We start from the raw sequence: 26,471 nt of genomic DNA, 5'->3' as shown, positions 1-26,471 counted from the left end.
CCGGTGGGCGCCGCGGCGCCCACCTCGGTCGGGGTGGTCACGCCGATGAGCGCCGGTGCGGCCCGGCCTCTGCGCCGCGGTGGCGTCGCCGGAGAGTCCGGGAGCGCGCCGGCGGTCGGTAGGGGCAGAAAGCCTGCGCCGGACCCGCCGCGTACGACATCGAGTTGAGCGTGGGGGAGCCGGGCCGAGCTCCGCTGGCTGCCGGAGCAGCTCGTCTCGGCGCACGGCAGCACTCTGCGCATGACCACGCGGGTCGAACTCGCCTCCACCGCACGGCTGGTGTTGCGCGCGGAGCAGATCCTCGGCCGTCACGGCGAGGGCACCGGCACTCTCGGCAGCCGGCTCACGGTGCATCGCGCCGGCCGTCCGCTCATCGACCAGCAGGTGGCGTACGGGCCGGGAGCGCCCGGCGGCTGGGATGGTGCGGCCGTCCTGGGCAGCCATCGGGCTGTTGGCCAACTCCTCGTTGTCGACCCGTTATTCGCGGAGGAATACCCCGAAACGCGCCTGCTGGGACCGGCCGCCGTCCTCACTCCGCTCGCCGGTCCGGCCGTGCTGGTGACAGCGGTCGCCCCCGACGCGCGCCTGCTGCGCAGGGTCCTGGGCGGGGCACTGAACGACGTACTCGACGCCCGGACAGGCTGAACACCGCTCAGCGGGACACGGGTGTCCGGTTATCGATTCGGTAAAGAAGTGGGTGTGCGGCCTGTTCTCAGGAACCTCACAGACGACAAGATCCGCGAGAGGTCCCGAATGAATCGCGCCACCACCGGTGGCGCTTCGGATAGTGGGGGAGGTTCCACTTGAGACGCACAGCAGTGCTCGGCTCGGCCGGCGCTCTGATCGCGGGCACGCTCATAGCGGGCGCGGTAACCGCACCGGCGGCCACTGCCGAAAGCCGGCACCACGGCGGTCCCGAGGCACGTGGCGTTCAGGTCGCCGCGGCACGGGCGGCCAGGTCCGGCATCGACTGGAAGGACTGTCCGGCCGACTGGGCCCTGGCCAAGCCGATCCAGTGCGGCTGGGTGACCGTGCCGCTCGACTACGCCAGGCCCGACGGCAAGCAGATCAAGCTCGCCGTCGACCGGCACGTCAGCACCGGTACGAAGGACGAGCGACAGGGCGCCCTGCTCTACAACCCGGGCGGCCCCGGCGGTTCGGGGATGCGGTTCCCCACCCGGATCACCAACAAGAACGCGATCTGGGCGAACACGGCGAAGGCGTACGACTTCGTCGGCTTCGACCCTCGCGGCGTCGGCCACTCCGCGCCGATCTCCTGCGTCGACCCCCAGGAGTACGTCAAGGCCCCCAAGGCCGATCCCGTACCCGACTCCGAGGCCGACAAGCGTGCCCAGCGCAAGCTCGCCGCCGAGTACGCGGACGGCTGCGCGGAACGCAGCGGCGACATGCTGCCGCACATGACCACGCCCAACACCGCGCGCGACCTGGATGTCATCCGCGCCGCCCTCGGCGAGGAGAAGCTCAACTACCTGGGCGTCTCCTACGGCACCTACCTGGGCGCGGTCTACGGCACCCTCTTCCCGGACCACGTCCGCCGCATGGTCGTCGACAGCGTCGTCGACCCGTCGAAGGACAACATCTGGTACCAGGCCAACCTGAACCAGGACATCGCCTTCCAGGGACGCTGGGACGACTGGAAGGCATGGGTCGCCAAGAACGACTCCGTCTTCCACATCGGCGACACCTCCGCGAAGGTCGAGCAGGCGTGGCTGGAGCTGCGCGCCGCCGCGAAGAAGAACCCGATCGGTGGCGTCGTCGGCCCCGCCGAGCTCATCGGTTTCTTCCAGAGCGCGCCGTACTACGACTCCTCCTGGGCGCCCGTCGCCCGAACCTGGAGCGACTACCTGGGCGGCGACACCCAGGCTCTGGTCGACGCGGCGGGCCCGGACATGTCGGACACCGCGGGGAACATCTCCTCGGAGAACGGCAACGCCGTGTACACGGCGGTCGAGTGCGCGGATGCCAAGTGGCCCGCCAACTGGCAGAAGTGGGACCGCGACAACACCCGGCTGCACCAGAAGTACCCGTTCATGACCTGGTCGAACGCCTGGATGAACCTGCCCTGCGCGACGTGGTCCACCAAGCAGCAGACCCCGCTGAACGTCAAGTCCGGCAAGGGCCTGCCGCCGGTGCTGATCGTGCAGTCCACGCATGACGCGGCCACCCCGTACCAGGGTGCCGTCGAACTGCACAAGCGCTTCAAGGGTTCGCGCCTCATCACGGAGCGGGACGCCGGTTCGCACGGCGTCACCGGTCTGGTCAACCCCTGCATCAACGAGCGGGTGGACACCTACCTGCTCACGGGCAGGACCGACCGCAGCGACGTGACGTGCGCTCCGCACGCCACACCGAAGCCGTAGCGGTCACATCTCACGGGCACGGGCGGCCGGCGGTCCCGCACCACCGGCCGCCCGTTCTCGCGTACGGGCTCCGCCTCACGCCCGGCGGTCGTACGCCTCCAGCCAGGCGTCCTCCGCCGCGTAGTCGAAGAGCTTCTCCCCGTACGCCCGCAGCATGGCGGGAAAGGCATCCCTCCAGTCCTTGTCCTTCAGCCGGGCGGCGATCCACTCGACCGTCTCCGGAAGCGACTGCGCGTAACCCGTCACCGGCCGGTACCCGAGCTCCCGCTCGGCTGCCGTCATGTCGTACACGATGGAGTGGGGGGCGCTCCACGGGGTCGAACCGACGCCGCCCTCCCCGGGCGCGCCCGCCATCAGCACGGTCTCGGTGCTCCGGCCGAGCACCGCGTCGACGGCCTCTCCGATCTCCGCGACCGTGGGTGCCTGCGGATCCCCGGCGTTGAGCACCCGCGAACCGGGCTGCCCGGCGGCGAGCCGGATCAACTCGGCCACGTTGGAGGAGTGAACAGGATGGAATCGGGACGTACCGCCGTACGAAAGCACCCGTCGTCCCCGGCCGTCCAGGAGCCTCTTCACGAACCACAGCTCGCGGGGAGAGCGGCAGTACGTCCCGTGGATCGCCCCGGCGCGCAACAGTGTCACCGGCAGCACGCCCCCCGCCGCCAGCAGATCCCGCTCCAGCCGTATCTTCCGTGTCGCGTACGTGGCATCGCCGGCCGAAACGGTGCGCTGTGTCTCCGGGATCGGAACGGGGTAGCGGGGGGCTCCGCCGGGCTCGCCCTGCGTGTCGAAGCTGTGCCCCTGATCGTCCTCGTACACCGCACCGCTGGAGATGACCACCGCCGAACCGATCCGGTCCGCGAGGCCGGTCAGCTGGCGGGCGTGGTCCGCGCCGTACGCCACCATGTCGACCAGGACGTCACAACCGTCGCCCAGTGCGGCCGCGAGAGCCCCGCCCTCGTCCCGGTCGAGAGCCGTCGTGCGCACCGCGCTGTCCCACCGCGTGTCCCGGCCCCCGCCGCGGGAAGCGGCCGTCACCTCCCAGCCGTCCTCGACGAGCGCCCGCACGGCCGCTCGCCCGATCTGTCCCGTCGCTCCCAGAACCCATGCGTTTCCCTTGGCCATGACGGGCACGCTAGGACGGAACCGCGGCCCGGACCAGCGGAGTTCACCCTGCGCGGATCCGCTGTCAGCGTCGCAGTTCCGGGAACTTCCCCGATCGCCCGGCCCGGCTCCCTCACCGCCGCAGCCGCGCGGGTCACGTCCCGGAGTCTGGACCCGCACACTTGCGTCCTTGCCGTCCTCGTCAGGATCCCGGCGCCCGCGGTGAGTCCTTCAGATGCTCCAGGATCCGGTGCATCCCGCTGTTCCAGTTCTCCTTGAGCGCCGCGACGGCCGCGTCGAGGTCGCCACGTTGCAGGCACTCGGCGATCCGCTCGTGCTCCACCGCCGAACGCTCCAGGATGTCCTGGTCGCCCAGGGCCACCCGCTCGTAGCGGTGCATCGTCACCTTCAGGGAGGTGATCAGCTTCATCAGGCGGTTGTTCGTGCAGCCGGACAGCAGCAGGTCGTGCCACGCGTCGTCGTAACGCTCTATGACGTCGTGCGGGGCCTGCGGGGCCGAGAACGCGCGTGCCTCCTCGAGAAGGCGGGGGGCCGTGGCCGCCAGGTGCTCGGGATCGCTGGACTCCAGGGCGAGCGCCTCCAGCGTCGCGACGATCGCGGACAGGTCACGGAACTCCTGGGCGCTGAGCGGCGTGAAGCGGAAGCCCTTGCCGCGCTCGCTGGTGATGACGCCCTCGCGCTCCAGCGTGATCAGTGCCTCGCGCAGCGGGGTACGGCTGACGCCGAGTTCGGTGGCGAGCTGCCCCTCGTTGATCGGCTCGCTGGTCGCGATCGTGCCGCGCCCGAGGCGCTTGATCAGTTCCTCCTTGACCTGTTCGCGCAGCGGGCGATTTTCGATTGGCATGTGAGGCTGCCCTCCCCTTGGGTCCGGTCGATTATCCGCTACCGGCGGGTCACGCGGTACCGGCGCCGTCGACCGGGATGATCGCTCCGCTCAAGAACGCCGAGGCGTCGGAGGCGAGGAACGCCACGGTCCGGGCGATGTCGCGGGGCTGCCCGATCCGGCCGAGCGGCCGATCGGCGGCGTCGGCGTAGAACGCGTCGGAGCTCTCACCCAGCTGGCGGGCCTCCTCGGCGAGCATTCCGGTCGCCGTGTCACCGGGGCAGACACAGTTGACGCGGATGTTGTCGGGGCCGTGGTCGATGGCCATCGCGCGGGTCATGTTGACGACGGCACCCTTCGACGCGCAGTACGAGACGGCCCGGCCGCCGCCGCGGATGCCCCATCCGGAACCGGTGTTGATGACGGAACCACCGCCCCGGGCCGCCATCCCCGGGATCACGAGGCGGCTCATCAGCATCACCGAGCGGATGTTCACGGCCATCACCAGGTCCCAGTCGTCCTCGGTGATCTCGCAGACCGTGGAGCGGCGGATGATGCCGGCGTTGTTGAAGAGGACGTCCACGCCGCCGAACCGCTCCTGCGCCGTGTGTACGACGGCCTCGCAGTCCTCGCGCCGTGACACGTCGCAGCGTACGAAGGTCCCTGCGGTGTCCTTCGCGGTGCGTTCGCCGCCGTCCGTGTCGATATCGGCGATCACCACGCGGGCGCCGAGCTCCGCGAGGACCTGGGCGGTGGCGCGGCCGATTCCGGCTCCGCCGCCGGTCACGATGGCACGCTTGCCGTCAAGGGAGATCATCTTGGGCTCCTTCTGGGGCAATGGGAGGCATGAGAGGTCATGTGGCCAGGCGGTACAGCGACGTGCGCCGCCTGCCGGTGATGACGGGGAGGTGGCCGGACAGTTCCGCGTCGAGCGCGTCGTCCCCGGTGTCGAGGAGCAGGGGGCGGCCGCCGAGCGCGGCCAGTTTCTGTTCCGTGCACAGCACGAGCAGGCGCTCGCGGCCGCCCGCCGCGCGCAGGACGCGTGGCGAGATCTGCTGGTTGCCGCGGCCGAGCAGGAAGCCCTGGCCGCCGATGGGGGAGAGGGCGATCCAGGCGGGGCCGATGGAGAGGAGGGTGTCCTCGCCCGCGTCGCGGGCCACGATGCGCGGCTGACGGCCGGGCCGCAGGCGGAGCACGTCGACCCCCGTGAGCGAGACCTCCGCGCCGAGCGCCGCCGCGACCGCCCGGGTGGTGCTGCCGGGGCCGAGCACCAGCAGCCCGTCCCCGACGCGTTCGGCGGCATCGGCCGCGATGCCGCCGACCGCCTCGGGCGCGGTGACGGTGCTGCCGGCCTTGCGCTGCTGTACGCGGACCGGCACATCGGGGACGGGCAGCCATCCGAAGAGCCGCGAGGCGACGCGGTCCTCGCTCAGGGCGTCCTCGTCCCGGTCCATCACCTCGGCGTCCCGCAGCCGGACGGTGCTTCTGCGGGCCAGCCACGCCGCCGCGACTTCACCCGCGGCGCGCGGGTTGACCGCGAAGACGGCCGAGTGCATCTTCACACCGGTCGGTACGCCGAGGACCGGGCATGGCACGTTGCGGAGGGCGCCGAGCACGTCCCGCGCGGTGCCGTCGCCGCCGGCGAAGAGAAGGAGGCCGACGTTCTCCGCGACGACGGCCCGCACCGCGGCGGCCGTGTCCGCGGCCGAGGTGTGCCTATCGGCGCCCGCGGCGTACACGACCCGCCCCGCAAGCCCCGCGGCGGCGACGGAGTCGGCGCCCAGGGGGCCGGCGGCGGTGACGACGAGAAGTCCGGAGCCCGGCGGGTGGCCGACCGGGGCGACGGCCGCCGCCCCGGCCCGCGTACCGCTGATCTCGTTCGACTCGCCGCCCCGGCCGTCCCGCGCAGGACCCCTGAACTCTGTCAACTGTCCTGCACGAGCCGCCAGTTCGGCCAGAGCCGCAGTGGCGCGCGTTCCTGCCAAGGGACGTGCGCCCAGCGAGAGCGCCACCCGGGGCCGGTCCGGGCCGTCGGTGCCGCCCAGGCCCACCCGCCCGCCGAGGCCGGCGACCGGGTTGACCACCAGGCCGATCCTCGTCACCGGCCGGCCTCGCCGAGCACCTTGCGGCGGTAGGCGCGCCAGGAGACCGCCCAGGTCGCCGGGGAGTCCAGGGCTTCCGGGCGGACCCGGTGGATGGCCGAGCGGTGCGGTGCCGTGCGAACGGTCTCCGGGTCCTCGTACGCCTCACGGGCGATCTCCGCGAGGATCGCCGCGTACTCGTCGAGGTCGGCGCGGGTGTAGGACTCCGTCGGCTCCAGTGTCATGGGTTCCGGCACGACGTACGGGTGGTGGCTGGTCCAGTAGTGCGTACCGAAGTCCGCGGCGCGCAGGCCGATGTCCTCGGAGTGCAGACCGGTGTCCTCGTGGAGCTTCTCCCAGCTGTAGCGGACCTGCTCGACGCGCGGGCGCCCCGCCGCGTAGGGGATGGAGACGCCCGGGATCTGCCGGACCTTGTGGAGCAGGTAGTTGTTGTTGAGGACGGCCGTCTCGGCGGCGGCCCGCAGGCCCTCCGCGCCCAGCGACATGATCCAGGCGTAGGCACGGACCAGGTTCGGTACGACGCCGTAGAACGGCCGCATCTTGCCGACCGACTCGGGCCGGTCGTCGTCCAGACGGTAGGCCGAACCGTCGAACTCGACGGTGGGACGCGGCAGATACGGGGCGAGGTCCGCGGAGACCGCGCACGCGCCCGCCGCCGGGCCGCCGCACGCGTGCGGCGTCGAGAACGTCTTGTGCAGATTGAAGTGGCACAGATCGAAGCCCGCGTCCCGGGCGCGCGTGATGCCGAGGATGCCGTTCGCGTTGGCCTGGTCGTACGAGCACAGGCCACCCGCCTCGTGCACGATCCGCACGAACTCCTCGATGCGCGGGTTGTAGATGCCCGTGTCCTCGGGGTTCGTGATGAGGAGCGCCGCCGTGCGCGGGCCGACCGCCGCCCTGAGGGCCTCGATGTCCGGGTAGCCGTCCGCGTCCGGGTGGAGCGTGATGACCTTGAAGCCCGCCGTCTTTGCACAGGCCGCGTTCGACGGGTGGGAGAAGATCGTCGTGATGACCTCGTCGCGCTGCTCCGACTCGCCGCGCGCGGCGAAGTAGGCGCGGATCATGGCGACGTTCGTGTAGATCGCGGCGGATCCGGCACCCGGCTGGAGCGAGACCCGGTCCATGCCGGAGATCTCCTTCAGGAGCTGCTCCAGGCCATGGATGATCCCGAGAACGCCCTGGACCGTGTCCTCGTCCTGGAGCGGGTGCAGCGCCGCTATCCGTGGGTCACGGACGAACTGGTCGTTGACCTTGGGGCTGTACTTCATGGTGCAGGTGCCCTGGCCGACATCGATGTTCAGATCGGCGCCCAGATTCTCCTGCGACAGTCGCAAGTAGTGGCGCAGGACCTGCTGCTGGGACATCTCCGGCAGCGCGGGCGGCTCGGCGCGACGCAGGACGGCGGGTATCCGGGCCTTCGGGATGGACGGGTCCGCGGCCGGCACCAGGACGCCCCGCTCGCCCGGCGAACCGAGCTCGAAGATCAGCTTCTCGTCCCAGGACGCCTGCTGAAAACGGCGCAGGCGCGGCTTGCCGGCGATGCGTGCCTCCTCGGGGGAGACGGACACGGGCGTGTGCGGAGCGGTCACTTGACGATCTCCTCCAGGGTCGCGGCGAGCCGCTCGATGTCGGCCTTGGTGTGGACTTCGGTGACGCAGTACGCGGCTTCGTGCTCGCCGGTCGGTACGCCGCCGAAGATGCCCCGCTCCTTCAGCCCGGCGCGGATCTCGGCGGCGGTCCTGCCGCCCGTGTAGCGGACGGTGAAGTCGGCGAAGTGCAGGGTGTCGCCGTACGGGACCTCTATGCCGGGTACCTCGGCGAGGCGCCGACGGGCGTACGCGGTGAGCGCGAGGATCGTGTCGCCGATCTCCCGCATGCCCTGCGGTCCCATCAGCGCGAGATAGACCCCGGCGCCGATGCCGTGCAGCGCGGCGGCCGTGCCGACCCACTCCTTGCCCTCCTCGCGCAGCGCGAACGAGGTCCGCTCGTAGGCGACGTCGCCGAAGCCGTACTCGCCCTCGACGGTCGTCGGTACCAGGCCGAACAGGCGTGACGGGTACTCGGCGACCAGTGCCTCCTCGTCGCGCGTGGCGATGAAGCCCGCATTGCCACCGCCGAAGCTCTGGTGGAGGCCGAGCGGCTGGATGTCGCCGCACGCGATGTCGGCGCCGTGCGCGGAGGGTGGTGCGAGCACGCCGAGCGTGAGCGGATTGCAGCCCACGACGAACAACGCCCCTGCCTCGTGGGCGAGTTCGGCGAGGCGGGGCAGCGCCTCGTCGACGATGCCGAGTGCGGAGGGCGTGTCCGCGTACACCGCCGCCGTGTCACCGGCGGCGAGTGCTTCACGTACCGCGTCGAGGTCGGCGCACCCGGTGCCCGGGGCGACCGGGACGACCGTCACGTCGTGGTCGGGGCGTACGTAGTCGCGTATGCGGGAGAGCTTGTCGGTGTCGATCGCGGTGGCGACGAGCACGCGGCGACGGCCGGTGATCCGGCCGGCCATGCGCAGGGCGGTTCCCGAGGCCTGGAAGCCGTCGTACACCGGGACGTTGACGATCTCGACGTCGAGCAGCTCGGCCATCATCGACTGGTACTCCCACAGCGCCTGGAAGCGGCCGTGGTCCTCGTAGGGTTCGCCGGCGTACGCCGTGAGGAACTCGCTGCGGTTGACCACCTCGTCCACGACCGCCGGTACGTGGTGCTGGTAGCAGCCGGAGCCGAGAAAGCTGAGCGTCTGCCGTGTCGAGGTGTTGCGGCCGAGGAACTCCTCCATGTGGCGGGTGAGTTCGGCCTCCGAACGCAGCGGGGCCGGCAGATCGAGGGGGCGGTGCAGCCGGATGCCGTCGGGGATGTCGGCGTAGAACTCCTCGACGCTCGCCGCGCCGATCTCGTCGAGCATCGCCTGCCGCACGGCCGGGACCGCGTTCGGGATGTAGGGGTGGGTGTAGGAGTGGACGGAGTCCTGGGGTGACGTCATGCCGCGCCTTTCGCGTGAGCCGACTCGGTCGGGTCAGTCATGGACCACAGCAGCAAAAGTCTTTGGGTGTACACCTCTTGACGGCGGGCTCCGTCATTCAGTGTTCTGAATACAGCATTAGGCATTCAGGCTCCAGGAGGCAAGAGTGTCAACGAGCCCCACCCGAAGGGTTGTTATGGCCACAGGTCTCGCGACCGCGGCATCGTCACTGGTCGGCGGATGTGCCATGGGCGGTGCGGGCGGCGGAGCCGCCCGCACCATCGGCGGCGAGAAGGACGGTGGTCATCTTCACGTTCATGGCGCAGTGGAACAGTTTCATCTGGCCGCTGCTCATGCTCAACTCGGAGGACAAATACACCGTGCCCGTCGCACTCAACACCCTGACGGGGCTCTCCCGCATCGACTACTCGGGACTGATGCTCGGCTCCCTCCTCGCCACCCTTCCGTTGATGGCCCTCTTCCTTCTCTTCCAGCGGCAGTTCGTGGCCGGACTCCTCGACGGGGCGGTGAAGGGATGAACCGCCTGACCCGGGTCCCGGGCGTCCTCCACGGTGGTGACTACAACCCCGAACAGTGGCCCGAGAACGTCTGGGCCGAGGACGCCGAGCTGATGCGCGAGGCAGGCGTCACGATGGTGACCGTCGGTGTCTTCTCCTGGGCACGGCTTCAACCCGGCCCGGACACATGGGACTTCGCCTGGTTCGACCGGCTCCTCGACCTGCTGCACGCCCACGGCGTCGCCGTGGACCTGGCCACCGCGACCGCGTCCCCGCCCGCGTGGCTGGTTCGCGCCCATCCCGGGATCCTGCCGGTCACGGCCGACGGTGTCCGCCTCGAATTCGGCTCGCGCCAGCACTACTGTCCCTCCTCGCCCGAGTACCGCGCCGCCGCCCTCCGCCTCACCCGGGCCCTCGCCGAACGCTACGCACACCATCCGGCCCTCGCTCTCTGGCACATCCACAACGAGTACGGCGACCACATCACCGAATGCTTCTGCGCCCGCTCCGCCGACCGCTTCCGCGCCTGGCTCACCGACCGGTACGGCACGATCGACGGCCTCAACCACGCCTGGGGCACGGCCTTCTGGTCGCAGCGCTACGGCACGTACGACGAGATCGAACCGCCGCGCACCGCTCCGGGACCCGTCAACCCGACGCAGCTCCTGGACTGGCGGCGGTTCTGCTCCGACGCCCTGCTCGAATGCCACCGCGCCGAACGCGAGGCACTCAGAGAACTCAGCCCCGGCATCCGGGCCACCACGAACTTCATGTCGATGTTCAAGGCACTCGACTACTGGAAGTGGGCCGAGCACGAGGACTTCGTCTCCGACGACGCCTACCCCGACCCCGCCGATCCGCGCGCCCACGTCAACGCCTCCCTCACCTACGACCTGATGCGCTCCCTCAAGGGCGGCCGGCCCCGGCTGCTCCTCGAACAGGCGCCGTCCGCCGTCAGCCGGCGGCCGGTCAACGTCCCCAAGAAGCCCGGCCTGCAACGCCTCTGGTCCCTCCAGGCACTGGCCCGCGGCGCCGACGGCATCATGTACTTCCAGTGGCGAGCCTCCCGCGCCGGTGCCGAGAAGTACCACAGCGCGCTGCTCCCGCACCGCGGCACCGCCTCCCGCGGCTGGCGGGAGACCGTGCGCTTCGGCGCCGAACTCGCCCGGCTCGGTGAGGTCACCGGAGCCACCACCCGGGCCGACGTGGCGATCGTCCTGGACTGGGACTCCTGGTGGGCCCTGGAGGCCGACGACCACCCCTCCGCCCGCATGCGCTGGCCCGACCTCCTGCGCCCCTGGTACGCGGCCCTCCACGCCCGTGCCGTCACCGCCGACTTCGTGCCCCCGCACGCGGACCTCGGCGGCTACCGGGTGGTGCTCGCACCCAACCTCCACCTCGTGCGGCCCGAGAACGCCGCACGCATCGCCGCCTACGTGCGCGGCGGCGGCCACCTCGTGTGCGGCCCCTTCAGCGGCGTCGTCGACGGTCACGACCACATCCACGACGGGGGTGCGCCGGGGCCGCTGCGGGCCGTACTCGGCGTGTCCGTCGACGAGTTCTGGCCGATCTCCGACGGTGAGGCGGTACGGCTCGACTCCGGCGCCGAAGCCACCCGGTGGAGCGAGTGGATGGAGCCCGACGCCCCGGACACCGAGGTCGTCGACTCGTACGCGTCCGGAGAACTGACCGGCCGCCCCGCCGTCACCCGCCACCCCTACGGCGCCGGCACCGCGTGGTACACGAGCGCCCACCTCGGCGACGGCATCGCAGCCGTGCTCGACGGCGCACTGCGGTCGGCGGGCGTACGCCCCGTGCTCGAAGTCCCCGAGGGCGTCGAGGCGACCGTGCGCTCCGGCACGCGGGGCACGTACCTCTTCGTCCTCAACCACACCGATCACGACACGCGGACGCAGCTGACCGGCTCCTGCGCGGCCGGCGGCACCGACCTGCTCACCGGAGCCGCCGTCCGTGACCACATCGACCTCGGCCCGCTCGGCGCCGCCGTCCTGCGCGTTGCCACCGACTCCCTTGGAGAGACCGACAAGTGACCAGACACCGGCCCCTGCGCGCCCTGACCGCACTTCTCCTCGCCGGCGGTGCCCTCGCCGTACCGCAGCCGGCCTTGGCTCACCCGCACCCGAAGCCGCCCTCCTCGTACGCCGACGTCCTCGACCTGCAGGGCACGCCCGCCGCCGCCCAGCCCGGCGACGACCGGGACAACAACCCCGTCAACGTCTTCGCCGACCGGGGAGCCTGGCACGCCTACGCCCTGCCGAAGGACGGCGACGACGACGCCTACGGCGGCTTCTCCGGACCCCTCTACATCGCCCAGGAATATCCCTGGTGGCTCAGCAAGTCCTTCAGCCGCATCCGCCTCACCGAACACGGCCGCACCCTCGACCTGGCCGGGGGAGGCGCGCCACGCTTCACCTCGCTCCCGGGCCGGCTCCTCCAGTCGTACGACCTCGGCCGCGGCCTGCGCCTCACCCTCGACCTCCGCTTCGCCACCGGCCGCAGCGCCCTGGTGCGGGCCGCGGTCCGCAACACCGGCCCGGCCCCCCGGACGCTGGGCGCCGACTGGACGGGCAGCCTGCTGCGGCCCGCCGACCGGCCGATGCGCGACGCGCCCTCACTGACCGCCACCGGCTCCGGTGTCGGCGTCGGCTTCGCGAAGGTCCGGGAGACCTGGGACTACCTCACCGATGGGACGGAGCGCTTCGACGTCACGCACAAGGACGCCGTCCGCACGACGGTGGACGGCGACACGTACCGGACCGCGACCGTGGAACCGGTGACCCTCGCTCCGGGGCGCTCGCACAGCTTCGACTGGACCGAGTCCTACACCTTCACCGCCGCCGAGCGGGTGAAGGAGAAGGCCAGGATCCGCGACGTACTCGCGCGCCCGGATTCCGTCGTCTCCGCATCCGACGCGCGCTGGCGGCGCTATGTTGCCGGGGTGACCGAGGGCGTGCCGGCCGACCGGCGGCGCACGGCCGTGAAGTCGCTGGAGACACTCGTCACCAACTGGCGGAGCGCGGCGGGGCAGATCAAACACGACGGCATCACGCCGTCGATCTCCTACAAGTGGTTCACCGGTGGCATCTGGGCCTGGGACACCTGGAAGCAGGCTGTGGGCACGGCACGCTTCGCACCCGAGCTGGCCGAATCGCAGATCCGCGCCATGTTCGACTGGCAGATCGGCCCGGACTCCACGACCCGCCCGCAGGATGCCGGGATGATCCCCGACGCCATCTTCTACAACGACCCCTCGCGCGGCGGCGGCAACTGGAACGAGCGCAACTCCAAGCCCCCGCTGGCCGCCTGGGCCGTCTGGGAGGTGTACGCGAAGACCGGGGACAAGGCGTTCCTGCGCGAGATGTACCCGAAGCTCGCCGCCTACCAAGCCTGGTGGTACCGCAACCGCGACCACGATCACAACGGCCTCGCCGAGTACGGCGCCACCATCGACCCCGCCAACAACTCGGCCGAGGAACGGCGCCTCGCCGCGGCCTGGGAGAGCGGCATGGACAACGCGCCCCGCTTCGACGCCGCCCTCGGCACCGGCATCGTCGCCAACCGGGCGGCCGACGGAACACTCCTCGGCCACTCCCTCAACCAGGAGTCCGTCGACCTGAACTCCTATCTCGCCGCCGACCAGGGCTACTTGGCGCGCATCGCGGACTCGCTGGGCCGCGGCACCGACGCCCAGCGATGGAAGCGGCGGTCCGCCGCGACGTCCGCCGCCGTCCGCCGGACGATGTACGACCCCGCGGACGGCTGGTTCCATGACACCGCGCTCGGCAGCGGCGCACCGCTCACGGACCGTGGCCGCGGCATCGAGGGCGCCGTCCCGCTGTGGACCGGCACAGCGTCCGAGGCGCAGGCCCGTGCCGTGCGCGACAAGCTGACGGACCCGGGGGAGTTCGCCACCCCCGTCCCGTTCCCGACCGCGGCGAAGAGCTCTCCCTACTTCTCGCCGACCGCCTACTGGCGCGGCCCCGTCTGGCTCGACCAGGCGTACTTCGCCCTCGGTGGCCTGCGCCGCCACGGCTACGGCAGGGACGCGGATGCCCTGACGGAGCAGCTCCTCACCCACGCGTCGGGCCTCGCGGGCAACGGACCGATCATGGAGAACTACGACCCGACCACCGGAGCACCCCTCAACGCGCCCAACTTCAGCTGGTCCGCGGCGCTGCTGCTGCCGATGCTGACCGGAGACAAGTAGCCGGGTGCGTCGAGGACCGGACGGGTCAGGAACCACCGACCCGCAGCCGGACGGGACCCAGCAGGCCGTTGACAAGCTGGCCAGGGAAGACGAAGTGGGTCGGACTCGTCGCGTCCAGGCGGGGTGCCAGCGTCCCGAACACGGTGATGTGGAGGGTGTGGGTCCCTGGCCCGGCCAGACCCGTCAGATCGAATACGTACGGGGAACACACCCGCACCCCCGCGGCCATGCCGTCGACCCGCACCTCCGCCGTCCCGCGAACCCGCCCGAGGTCGAGCGATACGCGCCCCGCTGCGGCCCCGGCGGGCAGGGTCACGTCGCGGCGGTACCGCACACCGCCGCTGTACTCGGCCAGGCCGTGCGTCTCCCAGTCGCCGACGCGGATCCGTCCCGGGCCGACCTCGCAGCGCACCGGACCGGCCAGTGCGGCACCCCCCTCGTACCCGGGGCGGGTCCGCACGCGCAGGGCCGCGGTCCGCGGACCGGAAGGGCCGCCCGCCGGCAGGTCGACCGCCACGGTCCGGACCCCCCGGGCGTCGACGACGTCGACGGACGCCGTGCACGCGCGACCGTCCACGAGGACAGTCGCCGCGCCGTGCACGCGCGCGGTCAGCCGGACCGCACCGGGAGGCAGTCGGCACCACAGCCAGGCCACCGCACCCGGGTGCCCCGGGACCGCGAGACGGACCGGTACCACCGTGCCGTCGTCCGCGTCGGGGTCCAGCCAGGCGGCGCCCGGCAGCGGATGAGGGCGGCGGCGCAGATGCAGGGCGGCCGGGTCGCCCACCGGCTCGCGGCGCACCGCGACCGGCACCCGCCCCCGCCCGTCCCCGGCCCACCACCGGGCGTCACTGTGCAGGGCCGCCACGCGGTCACCGTCGCCGTCTTCGAAAACCGCGTCCACGAGGACCGCCCCGTCGTCGCCGGACGTCTCGACCGTGAGGTCGTTGTCTCCGGTGCGCAGGGCCGCCGCCACGTCGTACCGCCGCACCCGCGGGACCGCGTGCTCGGCGTAGGGGTCGAATCCGCCCTGTCTGCCCATCAGTTGCCCGTTGACACGCAGTACGCAGGGCACGCGCGCGGCCACTTGGACGACAGCCCGGACGGGAAGCGCCGGGAGGTGCACCGTCGTGCCCATCGCCCCGGAGGCGTGAATCCACTCCGGGCGCCGGTATCGCTCCGGATCGCGGACGAGCGCGATATGTGCCCGCAGAGCACATTCCTGATCAGGCACCAGATCCAGTTCGAGCAGACAGCGCCCCGCCGGTACTCGCACCGGGCCCATCGCGAGGTGGCCCCCGTCCTCCAGATCGACGGGGACGCCGTCGAGCCGGGCCCGCTTCGCCGCCGCGGCCCCGATCGCGAGGTGTCCGTCGAAGGCCGCGTCGAGGAGCAGCTCCACGCGCAACCGCGCCACCTCCCCGGCGGACGTGGGGCCGATGAGCACGAACTCCTCCGGCACATGGCCCTTGGGCCCCAGAACGGCCCGGTGGACCGGGTCCTTGTACACACCCAGGGTGTCGGACCACTCCAGTACCGACTGGGTGCCCCGGCCGCCCGGGCCCTCACGGAGCACGACCGCGCGCGGGCCGAACGTCGCGTGGACCATGTCCCCGGCCGGCTCATCGTCGCGGTCCGGCCCCGTGGCCCATCCGTCCCGTACGCCGTCCTCGCCGGGAGCCTCCACCCGGTGCCGGAAGGTCCGGCACTCGATGACGGCCGGGCCGGTGGGCGGGCCGGTCGCGGGGCGGGCGAAGTCACCCCAGGTGTTGTCCAGGGTCGGCACGAGCACCATGTCCCAATCCGCGTCCGGAGGGATCTCGACGATGGTGGCGACCGGTGCGGCCCCCGGTGCCGCGGATGCTTCGGGCGTGGCCGCTTCCGGTCCCCGGTCCGGAAGGACGAGCACCGCCGCGGGACCCGTGTCGAAGGGGACCTCGACCTCGACGGCCCGTGCGTCGTCACCGGCGGGACGCGCCGGCAGGGTGCGCGGCGCGGCGCCGAACGGGTCCACCAGGACGACCGGGCCCACCGCGTCCCGTACGCGTACCCGCACCCGTGCGCAGCGCGCGTAGCGGTCCGGGTCGAAGTCGTACCGGGCGTCCAGCCAGCCCAGCGCGGCGCCCCGCTCGTCGGGGGCCGCGACGGCGGCCCGGGTCGCCCGCGGGGCGGCCGCGGTCAGGAACACCACCGTGGCGCCGTCCACACGCCGCGCGAGCGCGGGAACCGGGGCCCGGACCACCGGGTGCACCCCCGCGAGCGCGGCGGTGAGCGCGTCGGAGGGATCGTCCGTGCCGGGGACGAGAACGGCGCGCCCGTCCGCGAAGCACGCGCGCAGCCCCGCGAGCACCCCCGCCGTCCCGGGGCCTACGACGTGCTCGGGCAGGGCGCCGAGCGCGATCAGCGTCCCCCCGGCGGAGGCGAATTCGGTGAGCCGCCGTGCCGTGTCGTGCTCGAGGACCGTGCACGCGGGCAGCACGACCGCGGCGTACGCCTCGTCCGCGACCCTCAGCCGCACTCCGTCGCCGGACGGCGTGACCCGGGCGCGCGCGACGGACGCGTCGTCGATGACATCGGCGTCGAGGCCGAGCCGGTCCATGACGCCCGGCCGGGTACGGAACCAGGCCATGTCGCCGACGAGTTGGAGATACACCGCCTGGGCCCGCGCCGCCGCGTCCGTGACCCCGTCCAGGGCGGTGCCGGCCTGGGCCGTCGTGGTCGGCAGCAGGATCGCGATGTCGCACAGATGGTGGCCCAGGCTCAGGATCGCGCACAGCCGGGTCACGGCGTCGGCGAAGACGCGGTGGTGGCGCCAGTACGGCTGACGCCAGTCGGTCGCGGGCGGCGCCCACTCCCACCAGCCGCCCTTCGTCGTGTAGTAGACCGCATGCGGGTTGTAGAGGGTCGCACCGGCGCGGAGCCACGGCAGCAGCCAGTCGAACGTCTCCTCCAGCGTGCCGCCCCAGCCGGTGGAGTGGAAGGCCTCGATCCAGGTGCGGGGGTGGCCGTAGAGATGGGCCAGCGAGGAGTGGATACGGGCGTCCCCGTGATGGTCCGAGCCGGGCGCCGAGAACCAGCGGTGGGTGCGGGCGTAGTCGGCGTACAACTCCACGCCCGCCAGGGGGTGTCCGGCGCGGGCGGGGTCCTGCTGGTCGCAGCCGATCCGCAGACCGTGCCGGTCGTGCCAGGCGGCCAGCGGCCGGAAGAACGCCTCCTCGGCCAGCTCGGCGCGGGTCACCTGATAGTCGCGGCGAATCCGGTGGGTGTCCGGATCCGTGCTGTCGTCGTACAGGGCGTCGAGCCGTGCCGTGATGTCGTACCCGCGAAGGCGCGCGAAGGCGTCGGCGAAACCGGTGGACCAGGTGGGCAGGGACGGCAGTTCGTCCTGGAACGAGCCGACGACCACGGTCCCGAGCCGGTCGCCGAGCCGGCGCTCGAACGCTCCGTGCACCCGGTCCAGCAGTGCCGCACACGCCTGGGCACCGAGGTAGTCGAAACCGAACGGCACATGGTGATGGAGCGTCAGTCGCCACCGGCCCGGCCCCGGCGCCCGCACGGCCCCGTCCGCCACGGTCACCGGGACCGCCGGGCCGACCGTCCGGCCGTCGGCGTCCACCGGCTCGGCGCGGCCCGCGAGCGGCCTGCCGTCCGGGGGACACCGTAGCTCTCCGGCCCGCGGGGATGCGGAGTCGACGACGCCGCACAGGCGGTCGAGCCGGCACCCCGCGTACGCCGGCTGTTCGTCGACGAGGCGCGCCTGGAGGTCGGCACCGGAGAATCCGAGCTGGTCGTAGAACCACAGGCTCGCACCGAGTTCGCCGGCGTCCTCGGACACGCCGTCGAGCAGAGCCCACCACGCGTCGGACAGAAAGGGCGGGTCGTCGGCGTCGGAGCCGAACAGCGGGCCCGAAGGCGCCAGGTTGAGAATAACGAGGTGGTGCACACCCCCCTCCGTGAACCGTTCCAGCTGCGCCCGCAGCCGTGCGCGGTCGAGCCGTTCGCCGCTCCACCACCAGATGGCGGTGGGCGAGAAGGCGCGCGGCGGCTCCGCGAGGACCGTCGCGACGGCCGGGGGGAGCGGTGGACGCACCGGGTGTGTCATGAGATGTCCTCAGCCCTTGAGCCCGCTCGCGAAGCCCTTGATCACATAGCGCTGGAGGATCACGAACACCGCCAGGACCGGCAGCGCGGCCAGCACCAGTCCGGCGAAGACGAGTCCGTAGTCGGAGACGTACTGGCCGACGAAGGCGAAGATGCCGACGGGCACGGTCTCCTTGTCGGACCCGCCCAGGTACAGCAGCGGGGTGAAGAAGTCGTTCCAGATGAACACGGCGTTCAGGAGGATCACGGTGCCGGTGATGGGACGGAGCAGGGGGAAGACGATCCGGGTGAACGCCTGCCGGTGGTCGCAGCCGTCGATGAGCGCGGCCTGTGCGTAGTCCTGCGGAAGGGCCCGGACGAATCCGGTGTACAGGAAGACGGTGAAAGGCAGTTGGATGCCCGTGTAGAAGAGCACCATGCCCTGGTACGTGCCCAGCCAGCCCAGGTCGTCGACGAGTTCGTACAGCGGGATCATGCCGAGCTGGAACGGCAGCACGATGCCCAGCAGGAACAGGATGTACAGCCCGTAGCCGAGGCCGCGGGCGCGGCGCGCGAGGTAGTAGGCCCCCGTGGAACCCAGCACGACGAGGAGCAGCAGACTCGCCGCGGTGATGACGGTGCTGCTGAGCAGGGCGGGCCCCAGCGACGCGGAGGACCAGGCATCGCCGAAATTGGCGAGGGTGGGTGGTGAGGGCGGCGAGAGGGGCGAGTCGGAGATCTGCCGGGGGTCCTTCAGCGCCAGGGCGACCAGGGCGTACACCGGGAAGAGGAACCCGACGGCGACCGCGACCATGAGCAGTTCGAGGGCATACCGTCCGTACCGCGGTCCGCGGCCCCCGTGCCTTGCGCGTCCGGGTTTCCGTCTCGCGGGTCCGCGGGCCGTTGCGATGCTCACGTGGTGACCTCCCTCGCGCGCAGAAAGCGGAGCTGGACCAGGGAGACCGCGGCGACGAACAGCGCGAGAACGAGGGCGACAGCGGTGCTGTAGCCGAACTTCCCGTAGACGAACGCCTCCTTGTACAGCACGGTCGACAGCGTCTCGCTGGAGGTACCGGGGCCGCCGTTGGTGGCGGCGTAGACCTGGTCGAAGAGCTTGAGACCGCCGATGGTCGACAGCATGAGGTTGACTGTCAGGGCCGGGGCCAGCAGCGGCCAGGTGACGTGGCGGAATCGCTGCCAGGAGCCCGCACCGTCGATCCTCGCGGCCTCGTGGAGCTCGGCGGGTACCCCCTGGAGGCCGGCGAGGAAGACGACCATCGAGTAACCGGCGTACTGCCACACGACCATCGCCGCCACCGACCACAGGGCGAGCGAGGGATCTCCCAGCCAGTCCTGCCGCAGACCGCCGAGGCCGACCGCGCCGAGGACACCGTTGAGTCCGGCGCCGCTGTCGGGGTTGTAGACGTACTTCCACAGGATCGCGACCATGACCGGGCTGACGACGGCGGGCGCGAAGAAGACCAGCCGCAGCAGCGCGCGGGACCTGATGGTGGTGTGGACGCCGAGCGCGAGCAGCAGGCCGGCAACGTTCTGGACGACGACGACGGCCATGGTGAGCAGCAGGGTGTTGCCGACGGACTCCAGGGCCCGGCTGTCGTCGAGCAGGGTGCGGAAGTTGTCCAGGCCGGTGAAGGAGAAGCCGCCGATGCCGGACCAGTCGGTGAAGGCGTACATCATCCCGGCCAGGCTCGGGTACAGGACGACGAGGCCGTACACGCCGAGCGCCGGAACCACGAAGATCCACGGCGGGGTGGAGTGGTCGCGGTGCCGGGCCGGGTGGCCGGAGCCGGTCCGCGGCCCGGCATCGGCCGTGCCGGCCGTGCCCGGGAAGGCCTTCTCGGAGGTGCCCGTCACGATTTCTTCCCGTAGGCCTCGTCCATCTGTCCCAGAGCGCCGTCGATGTCCGTCCTGCCGGCGAGCAGGTTCTGTACGGCGGCGAAATGGGCGGGCTGCACCTCGGCGTTGGGCCAGCTCTGGTCCATGAACGGGACGGCCCGGTTGTCGTCGATGATGGGCAGGAAGCCCTTGAGGACGGGATCGATCGCGGTGGATGCGCCGCGCCTGAACGGGATGGCGGCGACGGACCGCGCCCAGCGGTCCACGTTCTCCTGTCTGCCGAGGAATTCCACGAACCTCTTCGCTCCGGCCCTCTCGCCGGACCGTGCGGAGACCCCGAGGCCGACGACGACACCCGCCGGAATCCACAGATTCGCCGCGTCGTCACCGCCGGGGAACGGGAACATGCCGAGATCGCCCGGCGTCCTCGTGGCCCGGCGGAAGCCGGCGAGTACGGCGGAGACCTGGACGGCCATCGCTGCCTTGCCGCTCGCGACCAACGAGGTCTGCTGTTCGTACGTCGTTCCGTTGGGGTTGTCATTGAAGAAGCCCCGGCGCTGCAACTCCTGGTACTTGCCCATCGCGTCGGCCCACCCGGAGCCGCGGAAGTGTGCCTTTCCGGCGGCCATCTCGGCGTCGAAGCCGGGGTTCTTCGCGTAGACGGCGTTGGGGACCAGGGCGTACGTGATCAGCTGGGTGACCCAGGGGGTCTGGGCACCGAGCGCGATCGGAATCACGCCCCTGGCCTTCAACGTGGCGCAGAGGTCGAGCAGTTCGCCCCATGTTCCGGGCGGCTCGACTCCGGCCTCCGCGAAGACGTTCTTGTTGTAGATGGCGCCGATGGCGCTGCTTCCCGCCGCATACAGATACGTCTTGTCCTCGTACCGGTATGCGGGGTGGAATCCCGCCGGGACCTCCTTCGTCCATGACTGGTCGCTGAGGTCGGCGAGCAGACCGGCCCTGGCCAGTTCGATCATGGACATGGCACTTCCGCTGCCGGGATACAGCACGTGGACATCGGGGGCGTTGCCCCCCGCGAGCTGGGTGCGCACCACTGTCTGTACCTGGTCCGTGGGTGCGAAGGAGGTGGCGAACTCATTGTCCGGGTGGGACTTGCGGTACAGCGTGACGAGTTCTTCGACCGGCTTCTGCTGGTCGGCGACGCCGACGACGCGCAGCTTGCCCGAGCCACCGCCCGAATCCGAACAGGCCGTCAGGGCGGGCGGAAGGGCGGCGAGCGCCGCGACGCCGCCGCCGGTGCGGAGAAACCCCCGGCGGCCGATCGCGCCCCGGCCCGGCCGGCTGTGAGAACCCGTCGTCATGGTGTGTCCTCCTCGTGCGAACGTACGGACGGTGGTTTCGCCGCCGGTCCTGCCGGGCGTCGGCCCGGGGCGGGCGACGGCCGGGCGGCCGGAGGCGTCCCAACACCGCCGTCGGCCGGTGGATACGTCGCGGTGAAGCGGTAGTTGCCCGAGGACACGCGGTGGAGAACGTGGTCGGAGGCGGCCGCGATCAGGGTGATGTGACGGTCGTCGACTCTCGGGACCACGCCCGATTCGCGGACCGAGCGCGGGTCCGCGGTGGGCACGTACACATCGGCGATGGCACCGGGCGGCACCAGTACGCACAGGGCGATCCGGCCACCCCGTCTCTCCCAGCTCACCTCGACGGTGCCGCGGACCGATTCGTGGCGGGCGCTCGCGCGGCGCAGGGCACCAGGGCGGGGCCGTACTCGCAGATGCCGGTATCCGGTGGAGTCCGGAGCCTGGCCGAGCCCGGCGACACCGCGGTAGAGCCATTCGCCGATCGAGCCGAGCGCGTAGTGGTTGAAGGAGTTCATCGCCGGTGCGCGGAACCCCGCTTCGGGAGTCCATCCGTCCCAGCGTTCCCAGATCGTGGTGGCGCCGTACCGCAGCGGAAACCGCCACGACGGCACTTCGGCACGGTTGAGCAGTGCGTGGGCGAGGTCGGCCCGCCCGTACTCGTCGAGAACGGGGGCCGCGAGCGCCACCCCGAGGAAGCCGGTCACGAGGGCGGGCCCGGCCGACTCGACGAGTTCGGCGAGACGGTGTGCGGCGGCTTCGACGAGGTCTTCGGACAGCAACTCGTGGGCCAGCGCGAGGAGATAGCCGGTCTGGGTGTCCCCTGCGATGCGTACGGCGGCAGGCCCGGCGGCGGTGCGCTCCACGGTGACGAAGCGCTCGGCGAAGGCGCGACGGACGTCGTCGGCCAGCCGGTGGTAGTGGTCCCCCACGTCCTTCCTGCCCAGAGCGTCGGCCGCCTTCGCCGTGAGCCGGGCGCTGTGTGCGAAACAGGCCGTGGCGACGACGTCGCGCGGGGTGGGGGTACCGGGGGCGAGCCAGTCGGAGAAGTGCGGACCCACTCGCCTGTGCCAGACCAGGCCCGGATTGTGACGGTGAATCAGGTCGACCCAGGCACACATGCCCGCCAGCGCCCGGTCGAGGAAGCGCGGATCGTCGTAGGTGCGGTAGAGGTGCCACGGGATGATCACACCCGCGTCGCCCCAGCCCGGGGCGCCCTCGTCGCAGACGCCCACGAGACGCGGGGCGACGTTGCTGAAGCCGCCGTCGGGGGTACGGGCGTCGTCGATGTCGCGCAGCCACTTGGTGAAGAACGCGGCGACATCCGCGTTGAGTGCGGCAGTGGGCAGGAAGACCTGCGCATCGGCCAGCCAGCCGAGCCGCTCGTCGCGCTGCGGGCAGTCCGTGGGCACACTGACGAAGTTCGAGCGCTGCCCCCACACGACACAGTCGTGGAGCCGGCGGAGCTCGGCGTCCGAGCAGTCGAACTCGCCGGCCCACGCCGTGTCGCTGTGCAGCGACACGGCGACGACATCGGACTCGGACAGCTCCGGGAGCCCGCTGATCTCCGCGTACCGGAACCCGTGGTACGTGAACCGCGGTTCGAACACGAAGTGCCGTCGCCCGTCCCCGATGAGCACATCGGTCGCGGCGGCAGTGCGCAGATTGGCCGTGTACAGCCGGTGCGACGCGTCCAGCACCTCGGCGTGGCGGATCACCACCCGTGCTCCGGCCGCGAGTTCACCGATCCGTAGCCGCACGCGTCCGGCGAGGTTCTGGCCGAAGTCGACGACATGGGTGTCCGGGGAGACACGTCTGACCGAGGACGGGCGCAGCTCGGCGGTCGCCCGCACGGGTTCGTCGACGGATGCCACGAGCCGACGGTGATCGGCGTCCGTGACCAGCGCCGGGGACCAGCCGCTGTCGTCGAAACCGGGCAGCTCCCAGCCGTCGGCGGCGCGCCGCAGATCGTGGCACTCGCCCATCAGCAGATCCGCGTGACGGATGACTCCCGTGCTCGTGCGCCAGGACCCGTCGGTGACGACCGTGGTGCTCCGGCCGTCCCGGCCCATGAGGTGAAGTTCCGCCAGGAACTGCGGGAACGAGCCGTAGTGCGCTCCGGCCCGGCGTGGTTCGAAGCCGACGAACCCGCTCCACCAGCCGTCGGCGACGGTCGCGGCGAGCACGTTCTCGCCCTCATGCAGCAAGTCGCCCACGTCGTACGTCTGGTACTGGACGCGGCGGTGGTAGTCGGTCCAGCCGGGTGCGAGTTCGGCGTCACCGACCCGTACGCCGTTGAGCCGGACGTCGTACAGCCCCCGCGCGCTGACATGGAGCCGGGCATGCGCGCCCGGCGAGGCGGTGAAGGCGCGTCGCAGTACGGGGCACGGGGCGAGTCCGTGGTTGTCGAGGGCGGACGCGCCCTCGGTGGGAGCGTCCACGACCTCGACCGGACGCGGGTCGTGAGTGATCCACGAGGCCTGCCACCCCATGGGTCCGGTGAAGGCGGTCTCGAACCAGGACGTGGCCTCGGCGGGCGCCGCCGTTCCGGCCGGCCAGACGGAGACCCGCCAGTGGTAGCGCGTACGGCCTCGCAGAGCGGGCCCGGCGTACACGGTGGCGGTCGCGGCCAAGTCCGTCACCCGGCCCGTGTCCCAGAGGAGTTGACGGTGCCCGTCCAGGTCCTCGGGGCGTTCGGCGACACGGACCCGGTAGGCCACGGGGTCGTCCCCGCGGCGGTCGGACGCCAGCCGCCAGGAGAGCCTGGGAGCGGGTTCGTCGATCCCCAGCGGGGCCGTGCGGTGTTCGCAGCGCAGGCCGTACGGCCGGAGCGTCCGGCCCTCGGGACGGCGGCCGGCTGCTGTTCCTTCGGCGGGACGGGAGGCGGGTACATCCGCTGCCGGGGAACCGGACACGAGCACGTCCTCCCGTCGCACCGATTTTCCCGATGTGAAATCTAACGTTAATTCTGTGGCGTGGAGACTATGAGCACCCCTGAGGGGTGTCAAGAGCGCTGCCGGCCCGGCGCCCGGTCGTCCCGGTGAATCGCCGATCTCTCCCCAACTGGGCGCTTGTGAAAGGAATTGCGGCCATCGGCGCGCGGTCTTGTGGCGTGTGATTCCCCTGTGATATCCAGCCTGTGATTACCACATGGGCAGACGTGAAATCATGCGCCGATCCCACCTCGTACCGCACGGGATCCCGCCTGACGAAGGGACGAGCTTCATGCGAATGGACAGTGAGGCAGGCGGCAGCGGAGGGTTCGGCAGGCGGGCGATGCTCGGCGGGACGGCCGCCCTGGCCCTCGCCGCGGCCGGCCTGTCGGCGGGCCGCGCCTGGGGCGACACGCCCTTCCGAGACGACCCGTTCACGCTGGGAGTCGCCTCCGGCGATCCCTGGCCGGACGGATTCGTGCTGTGGACCCGCCTCGCGCCCGAGCCCCTCGCTCCGGACGGGACCGGGGGCATGCCGCCGTTATCCGTCGACGTCCAGTGGGAGGTCGCCCGCGACGAACACTTCCGGTCCGTCGTACGCCGGGGACGGACCCGGGCGGTGCCCGAGCTCGCCCACTCCGTCCACATCGAGGTTTCCGGACTCCAACCGGGCCGGCACTATTACTACCGCTTCCGCGTGGGCGGTGTGCACAGCCCTGTGGGCCGCACCCGCACCGCGCCCCCGCCGCACAGCCGCCCCAAGGAACTCGACTTCGCCTTCGTCTCCTGCCAGGCCTGGTTCGAAGGCTTCTACACCGCCTACCGGCACCTTGCCGAGGAGGACGTCGACCTGATCCTCCACCTCGGCGACTACATCTACGAGAACGCCATCGACGCCATGGGCGGCGTACGCAACGTCCCGGTCGCGGCCGAACTGCGCCCCGAGCCGATGGACCTCGTCCAGTACCGCAACCGCCACGCCCTCCACCGCTTCGATCCCGACCTCATCGCCGCCCACCGGGTCCATCCCTTCGCCGTCGTCTGGGACGACCACGAGGTCGAGGACAACTGGGCCCGGGACAGGTCCAAGGCCGACACCGAACCCGACCAGGACCCGGCGGTCTTCCGGCAGCGCGCGGCGGCGGCCTTCCAGGCGTACTACGAGCATCTGCCGCTGCGGCTGCCGAACAGGCCCAACGGTTTCGAGGCCCGGATGTACCGCAGCCTGCGCTACGGCCGGATGGCCACCTTCCACATCCTGGACACCCGGCTCTTCCGTGACGACCAGCCCTGCGGCGACGGGACCAGGAGCGGCTGCGACGAACGGCTGACACCCGGCCGCACGATTCTCGGACCGGAACAGGAGCAGTGGCTCCACCGCAGCCTCGGACGTTCCGACACGACGTGGAACATGATCTCCCAGCAGATCCCCGTGACCCAGGTCGACACCGATCCCGGTCCCGGCCAGTCATTCGTGATGGATTTCTGGGACGGCTATGTGGACGCGCGCCGACGGCTGTTCAAGGAGATCACCGACCGAGGCGTCAGCAACCCCGTCGTCCTCACCGGCGACATGCACCGTCACCTCGCCTCCGATCTCAAGCAGGATTTCGACGACCCCGAATCACCCACGATCGGCGTCGAGTTCGTCGGTTCATCCATCTCCACCACGAAGGACGGGATGGATCTGGACCCCTCCGGGGCCCGGCTCCTCGCGGCCAACGAACACATCAAGTTCACCAACTTCCAGCGCGGCTACGTACGTTGCGCGCTCACCCGGGAGAGCTGCCGCGCCGACTTCCGCATCCTCCCGTACGTCACCACCCCCGGCGCCCCCGTCTCGACCCGCACCTCCCTCGTGACCGAGGCCGGCCGGCCCGGGATCCAGCCCGCCTGAGAAACCACCGGCCGCCCCCTGCCGGGAGAGCGGCAGGGGCGGGCCGTGCCGGACATGAGACGGGTGGTGGGGTGCCGGCGGACGACGAGCTGGTGCCGCCACTGTGCGAACAGCCGACGAGGGTGGTCGCGCAGACGATCGCGGTGGCCGCGGCGACAGCCGTCCGACCAGGGCGGAGGCAGGCGCTCGGGAGGACCCGCCGGACGAATCCAGTCGAGGGCCGGACCGCTGTCCGCCTGTACGCCAGCC

At 71.4% G+C, this 26,471-nt stretch carries 16 protein-coding genes and 1 pseudogene; 6 read left to right on the top strand and 11 right to left on the bottom strand.

Annotation, left to right across the window (positions count from 1 at the left end):
* Window positions 1–122 precede the first annotated feature (122 nt).
* Window positions 123–645 (top strand): annotated as a pseudogene (locus tag ACF08M_RS12435) (urease accessory protein UreD); the annotation flags it as partial.
* 158 nt (window positions 646–803) lie between these two features.
* Entirely contained in the window at window positions 804–2,381 is a 1,578-nt protein-coding gene (locus ACF08M_RS12430) for an alpha/beta hydrolase (protein ID WP_392185190.1), read from the top strand.
* Window positions 2,382–2,456: 75 nt separating this feature from the next.
* On the opposite strand, the gene ACF08M_RS12425 is transcribed toward ACF08M_RS12430, so the two are convergent.
* The 6 genes from ACF08M_RS12425 to gcvPA all read right to left on the bottom strand — a co-directional run bounded on the left by ACF08M_RS12425 (window position 2,457) and on the right by gcvPA (window position 9,408).
* The gene (locus ACF08M_RS12425) at window positions 2,457–3,506 is read right to left on the bottom strand and encodes an NAD-dependent epimerase/dehydratase family protein (RefSeq protein ID WP_392185189.1); all 1,050 of its coding nucleotides are present in this window, start codon (window positions 3,504–3,506) and stop codon (window positions 2,457–2,459) included.
* Window positions 3,507–3,687: 181 nt separating this feature from the next.
* The gene (locus tag ACF08M_RS12420; RefSeq protein WP_392185188.1) at window positions 3,688–4,350 is read right to left on the bottom strand and encodes a GntR family transcriptional regulator; all 663 of its coding nucleotides are present in this window, start codon (window positions 4,348–4,350) and stop codon (window positions 3,688–3,690) included.
* Window positions 4,351–4,399: 49 nt separating this feature from the next.
* Window positions 4,400–5,146 carry an SDR family NAD(P)-dependent oxidoreductase gene (locus tag ACF08M_RS12415; RefSeq protein WP_392185187.1) on the bottom strand — a complete coding sequence of 249 codons (747 nt, stop codon included), beginning with the start codon at window positions 5,144–5,146 and terminating at the stop codon, window positions 4,400–4,402.
* A gap of 37 nt (window positions 5,147–5,183) precedes the next feature.
* Window positions 5,184–6,431, bottom strand: a complete 1,248-nt coding sequence (locus ACF08M_RS12410) for an ATP-NAD kinase family protein (protein WP_392185186.1) — start codon at window positions 6,429–6,431, stop codon at window positions 5,184–5,186.
* Window positions 6,428–8,020, bottom strand: a complete 1,593-nt coding sequence (gene gcvPB, locus ACF08M_RS12405; RefSeq protein WP_392185185.1) for an aminomethyl-transferring glycine dehydrogenase subunit GcvPB — start codon at window positions 8,018–8,020, stop codon at window positions 6,428–6,430. Before gcvPB ends, ACF08M_RS12410 begins: the two co-directional genes overlap by 4 nt.
* Window positions 8,017–9,408: an aminomethyl-transferring glycine dehydrogenase subunit GcvPA gene (gene gcvPA / locus ACF08M_RS12400; RefSeq protein ID WP_392185184.1), complete on the bottom strand. Its 1,392-nt coding sequence runs from the start codon at window positions 9,406–9,408 to the stop codon at window positions 8,017–8,019. The genes gcvPB and gcvPA overlap by 4 nt, the downstream gene beginning before the upstream one ends.
* 296 nt (window positions 9,409–9,704) lie before the next feature.
* Here gcvPA and ACF08M_RS12395 point away from each other — a divergent pair, with 296 nt between their 5' ends.
* Genes ACF08M_RS12395 through ACF08M_RS12385 form a run of 3 tightly spaced genes read left to right on the top strand, consistent with a single transcriptional unit; the run spans window position 9,705 to window position 14,133 of the window.
* Window positions 9,705–9,926: a hypothetical protein gene (locus ACF08M_RS12395; protein WP_392185183.1), complete on the top strand. Its 222-nt coding sequence runs from the start codon at window positions 9,705–9,707 to the stop codon at window positions 9,924–9,926.
* Window positions 9,923–11,956 (top strand): beta-galactosidase, encoded by a 2,034-nt coding sequence (locus ACF08M_RS12390; RefSeq protein ID WP_392185182.1) that lies wholly within the window; start codon window positions 9,923–9,925, stop codon window positions 11,954–11,956. Before ACF08M_RS12395 ends, ACF08M_RS12390 begins: the two co-directional genes overlap by 4 nt.
* Window positions 11,953–14,133 carry a trehalase family glycosidase gene (locus tag ACF08M_RS12385; protein WP_392185181.1) on the top strand — a complete coding sequence of 727 codons (2,181 nt, stop codon included), beginning with the start codon at window positions 11,953–11,955 and terminating at the stop codon, window positions 14,131–14,133. Before ACF08M_RS12390 ends, ACF08M_RS12385 begins: the two co-directional genes overlap by 4 nt.
* 25 nt (window positions 14,134–14,158) lie before the next feature.
* Here the strand turns inward: ACF08M_RS12385 and ACF08M_RS12380 are convergent, their stop codons facing one another.
* Genes ACF08M_RS12380 through ACF08M_RS12360 form a run of 5 tightly spaced genes read right to left on the bottom strand, consistent with a single transcriptional unit; the run spans window position 14,159 to window position 24,307 of the window.
* Window positions 14,159–18,235, bottom strand: coding sequence for a hypothetical protein (locus tag ACF08M_RS12380; protein ID WP_392185180.1), 4,077 nt, complete (start codon window positions 18,233–18,235; stop codon window positions 14,159–14,161).
* A gap of 9 nt (window positions 18,236–18,244) precedes the next feature.
* Window positions 18,245–19,129, bottom strand: a complete 885-nt coding sequence (locus ACF08M_RS12375; RefSeq protein WP_392185179.1) for a carbohydrate ABC transporter permease — start codon at window positions 19,127–19,129, stop codon at window positions 18,245–18,247.
* Window positions 19,126–20,088: a carbohydrate ABC transporter permease gene (locus ACF08M_RS12370; RefSeq protein WP_392185178.1), complete on the bottom strand. Its 963-nt coding sequence runs from the start codon at window positions 20,086–20,088 to the stop codon at window positions 19,126–19,128. The genes ACF08M_RS12375 and ACF08M_RS12370 overlap by 4 nt, the downstream gene beginning before the upstream one ends.
* Window positions 20,085–21,392: an extracellular solute-binding protein gene (locus ACF08M_RS12365; protein ID WP_392185177.1), complete on the bottom strand. Its 1,308-nt coding sequence runs from the start codon at window positions 21,390–21,392 to the stop codon at window positions 20,085–20,087. Before ACF08M_RS12365 ends, ACF08M_RS12370 begins: the two co-directional genes overlap by 4 nt.
* Window positions 21,389–24,307 (bottom strand): family 78 glycoside hydrolase catalytic domain, encoded by a 2,919-nt coding sequence (locus ACF08M_RS12360; RefSeq protein ID WP_392185176.1) that lies wholly within the window; start codon window positions 24,305–24,307, stop codon window positions 21,389–21,391. The genes ACF08M_RS12365 and ACF08M_RS12360 overlap by 4 nt, the downstream gene beginning before the upstream one ends.
* Before the next feature lie 310 nt (window positions 24,308–24,617).
* Between ACF08M_RS12360 and ACF08M_RS12355 the strand changes: the two genes are divergently transcribed.
* A complete protein-coding gene (locus ACF08M_RS12355) occupies window positions 24,618–26,222 on the top strand; it encodes an alkaline phosphatase D family protein (protein ID WP_392185175.1) in 1,605 nt (534 codons plus the stop codon).
* Window positions 26,223–26,471: the final 249 nt, after the last annotated feature.

Source organism: Streptomyces sp. NPDC015032 (genome assembly GCF_043080425.1).
Lineage (GTDB): Bacteria > Actinomycetota > Actinomycetes > Streptomycetales > Streptomycetaceae > Streptomyces.
The sequence above is the reverse complement of the archived record's forward strand: the minus strand, read 5'-3'. Positions and strand labels throughout refer to the sequence as shown.

Bases quoted from the DNA above. Each gene is read 5' to 3' on its own strand.
- ACF08M_RS12425 (WP_392185189.1), bottom strand. From the start codon at position 3,506: ATGGCCAAGGGAAACGCATGGGTTCTGGGAGCGACGGGACAGATCGGG.
- ACF08M_RS12420 (WP_392185188.1), bottom strand. From the start codon at position 4,350: ATGCCAATCGAAAATCGCCCGCTGCGCGAACAGGTCAAGGAGGAACTG.
- ACF08M_RS12415 (WP_392185187.1), bottom strand. From the start codon at position 5,146: ATGATCTCCCTTGACGGCAAGCGTGCCATCGTGACCGGCGGCGGAGCC.
- gcvPA (WP_392185184.1), bottom strand. From the start codon at position 9,408: ATGACGTCACCCCAGGACTCCGTCCACTCCTACACCCACCCCTACATC.
- ACF08M_RS12395 (WP_392185183.1), top strand. From the start codon at position 9,705: ATGGCGCAGTGGAACAGTTTCATCTGGCCGCTGCTCATGCTCAACTCG.
- ACF08M_RS12390 (WP_392185182.1), top strand. From the start codon at position 9,923: ATGAACCGCCTGACCCGGGTCCCGGGCGTCCTCCACGGTGGTGACTAC.
- ACF08M_RS12380 (WP_392185180.1), bottom strand. From the start codon at position 18,235: ATGACACACCCGGTGCGTCCACCGCTCCCCCCGGCCGTCGCGACGGTC.
- ACF08M_RS12365 (WP_392185177.1), bottom strand. From the start codon at position 21,392: ATGACGACGGGTTCTCACAGCCGGCCGGGCCGGGGCGCGATCGGCCGC.
- ACF08M_RS12355 (WP_392185175.1), top strand. From the start codon at position 24,618: ATGCGAATGGACAGTGAGGCAGGCGGCAGCGGAGGGTTCGGCAGGCGG.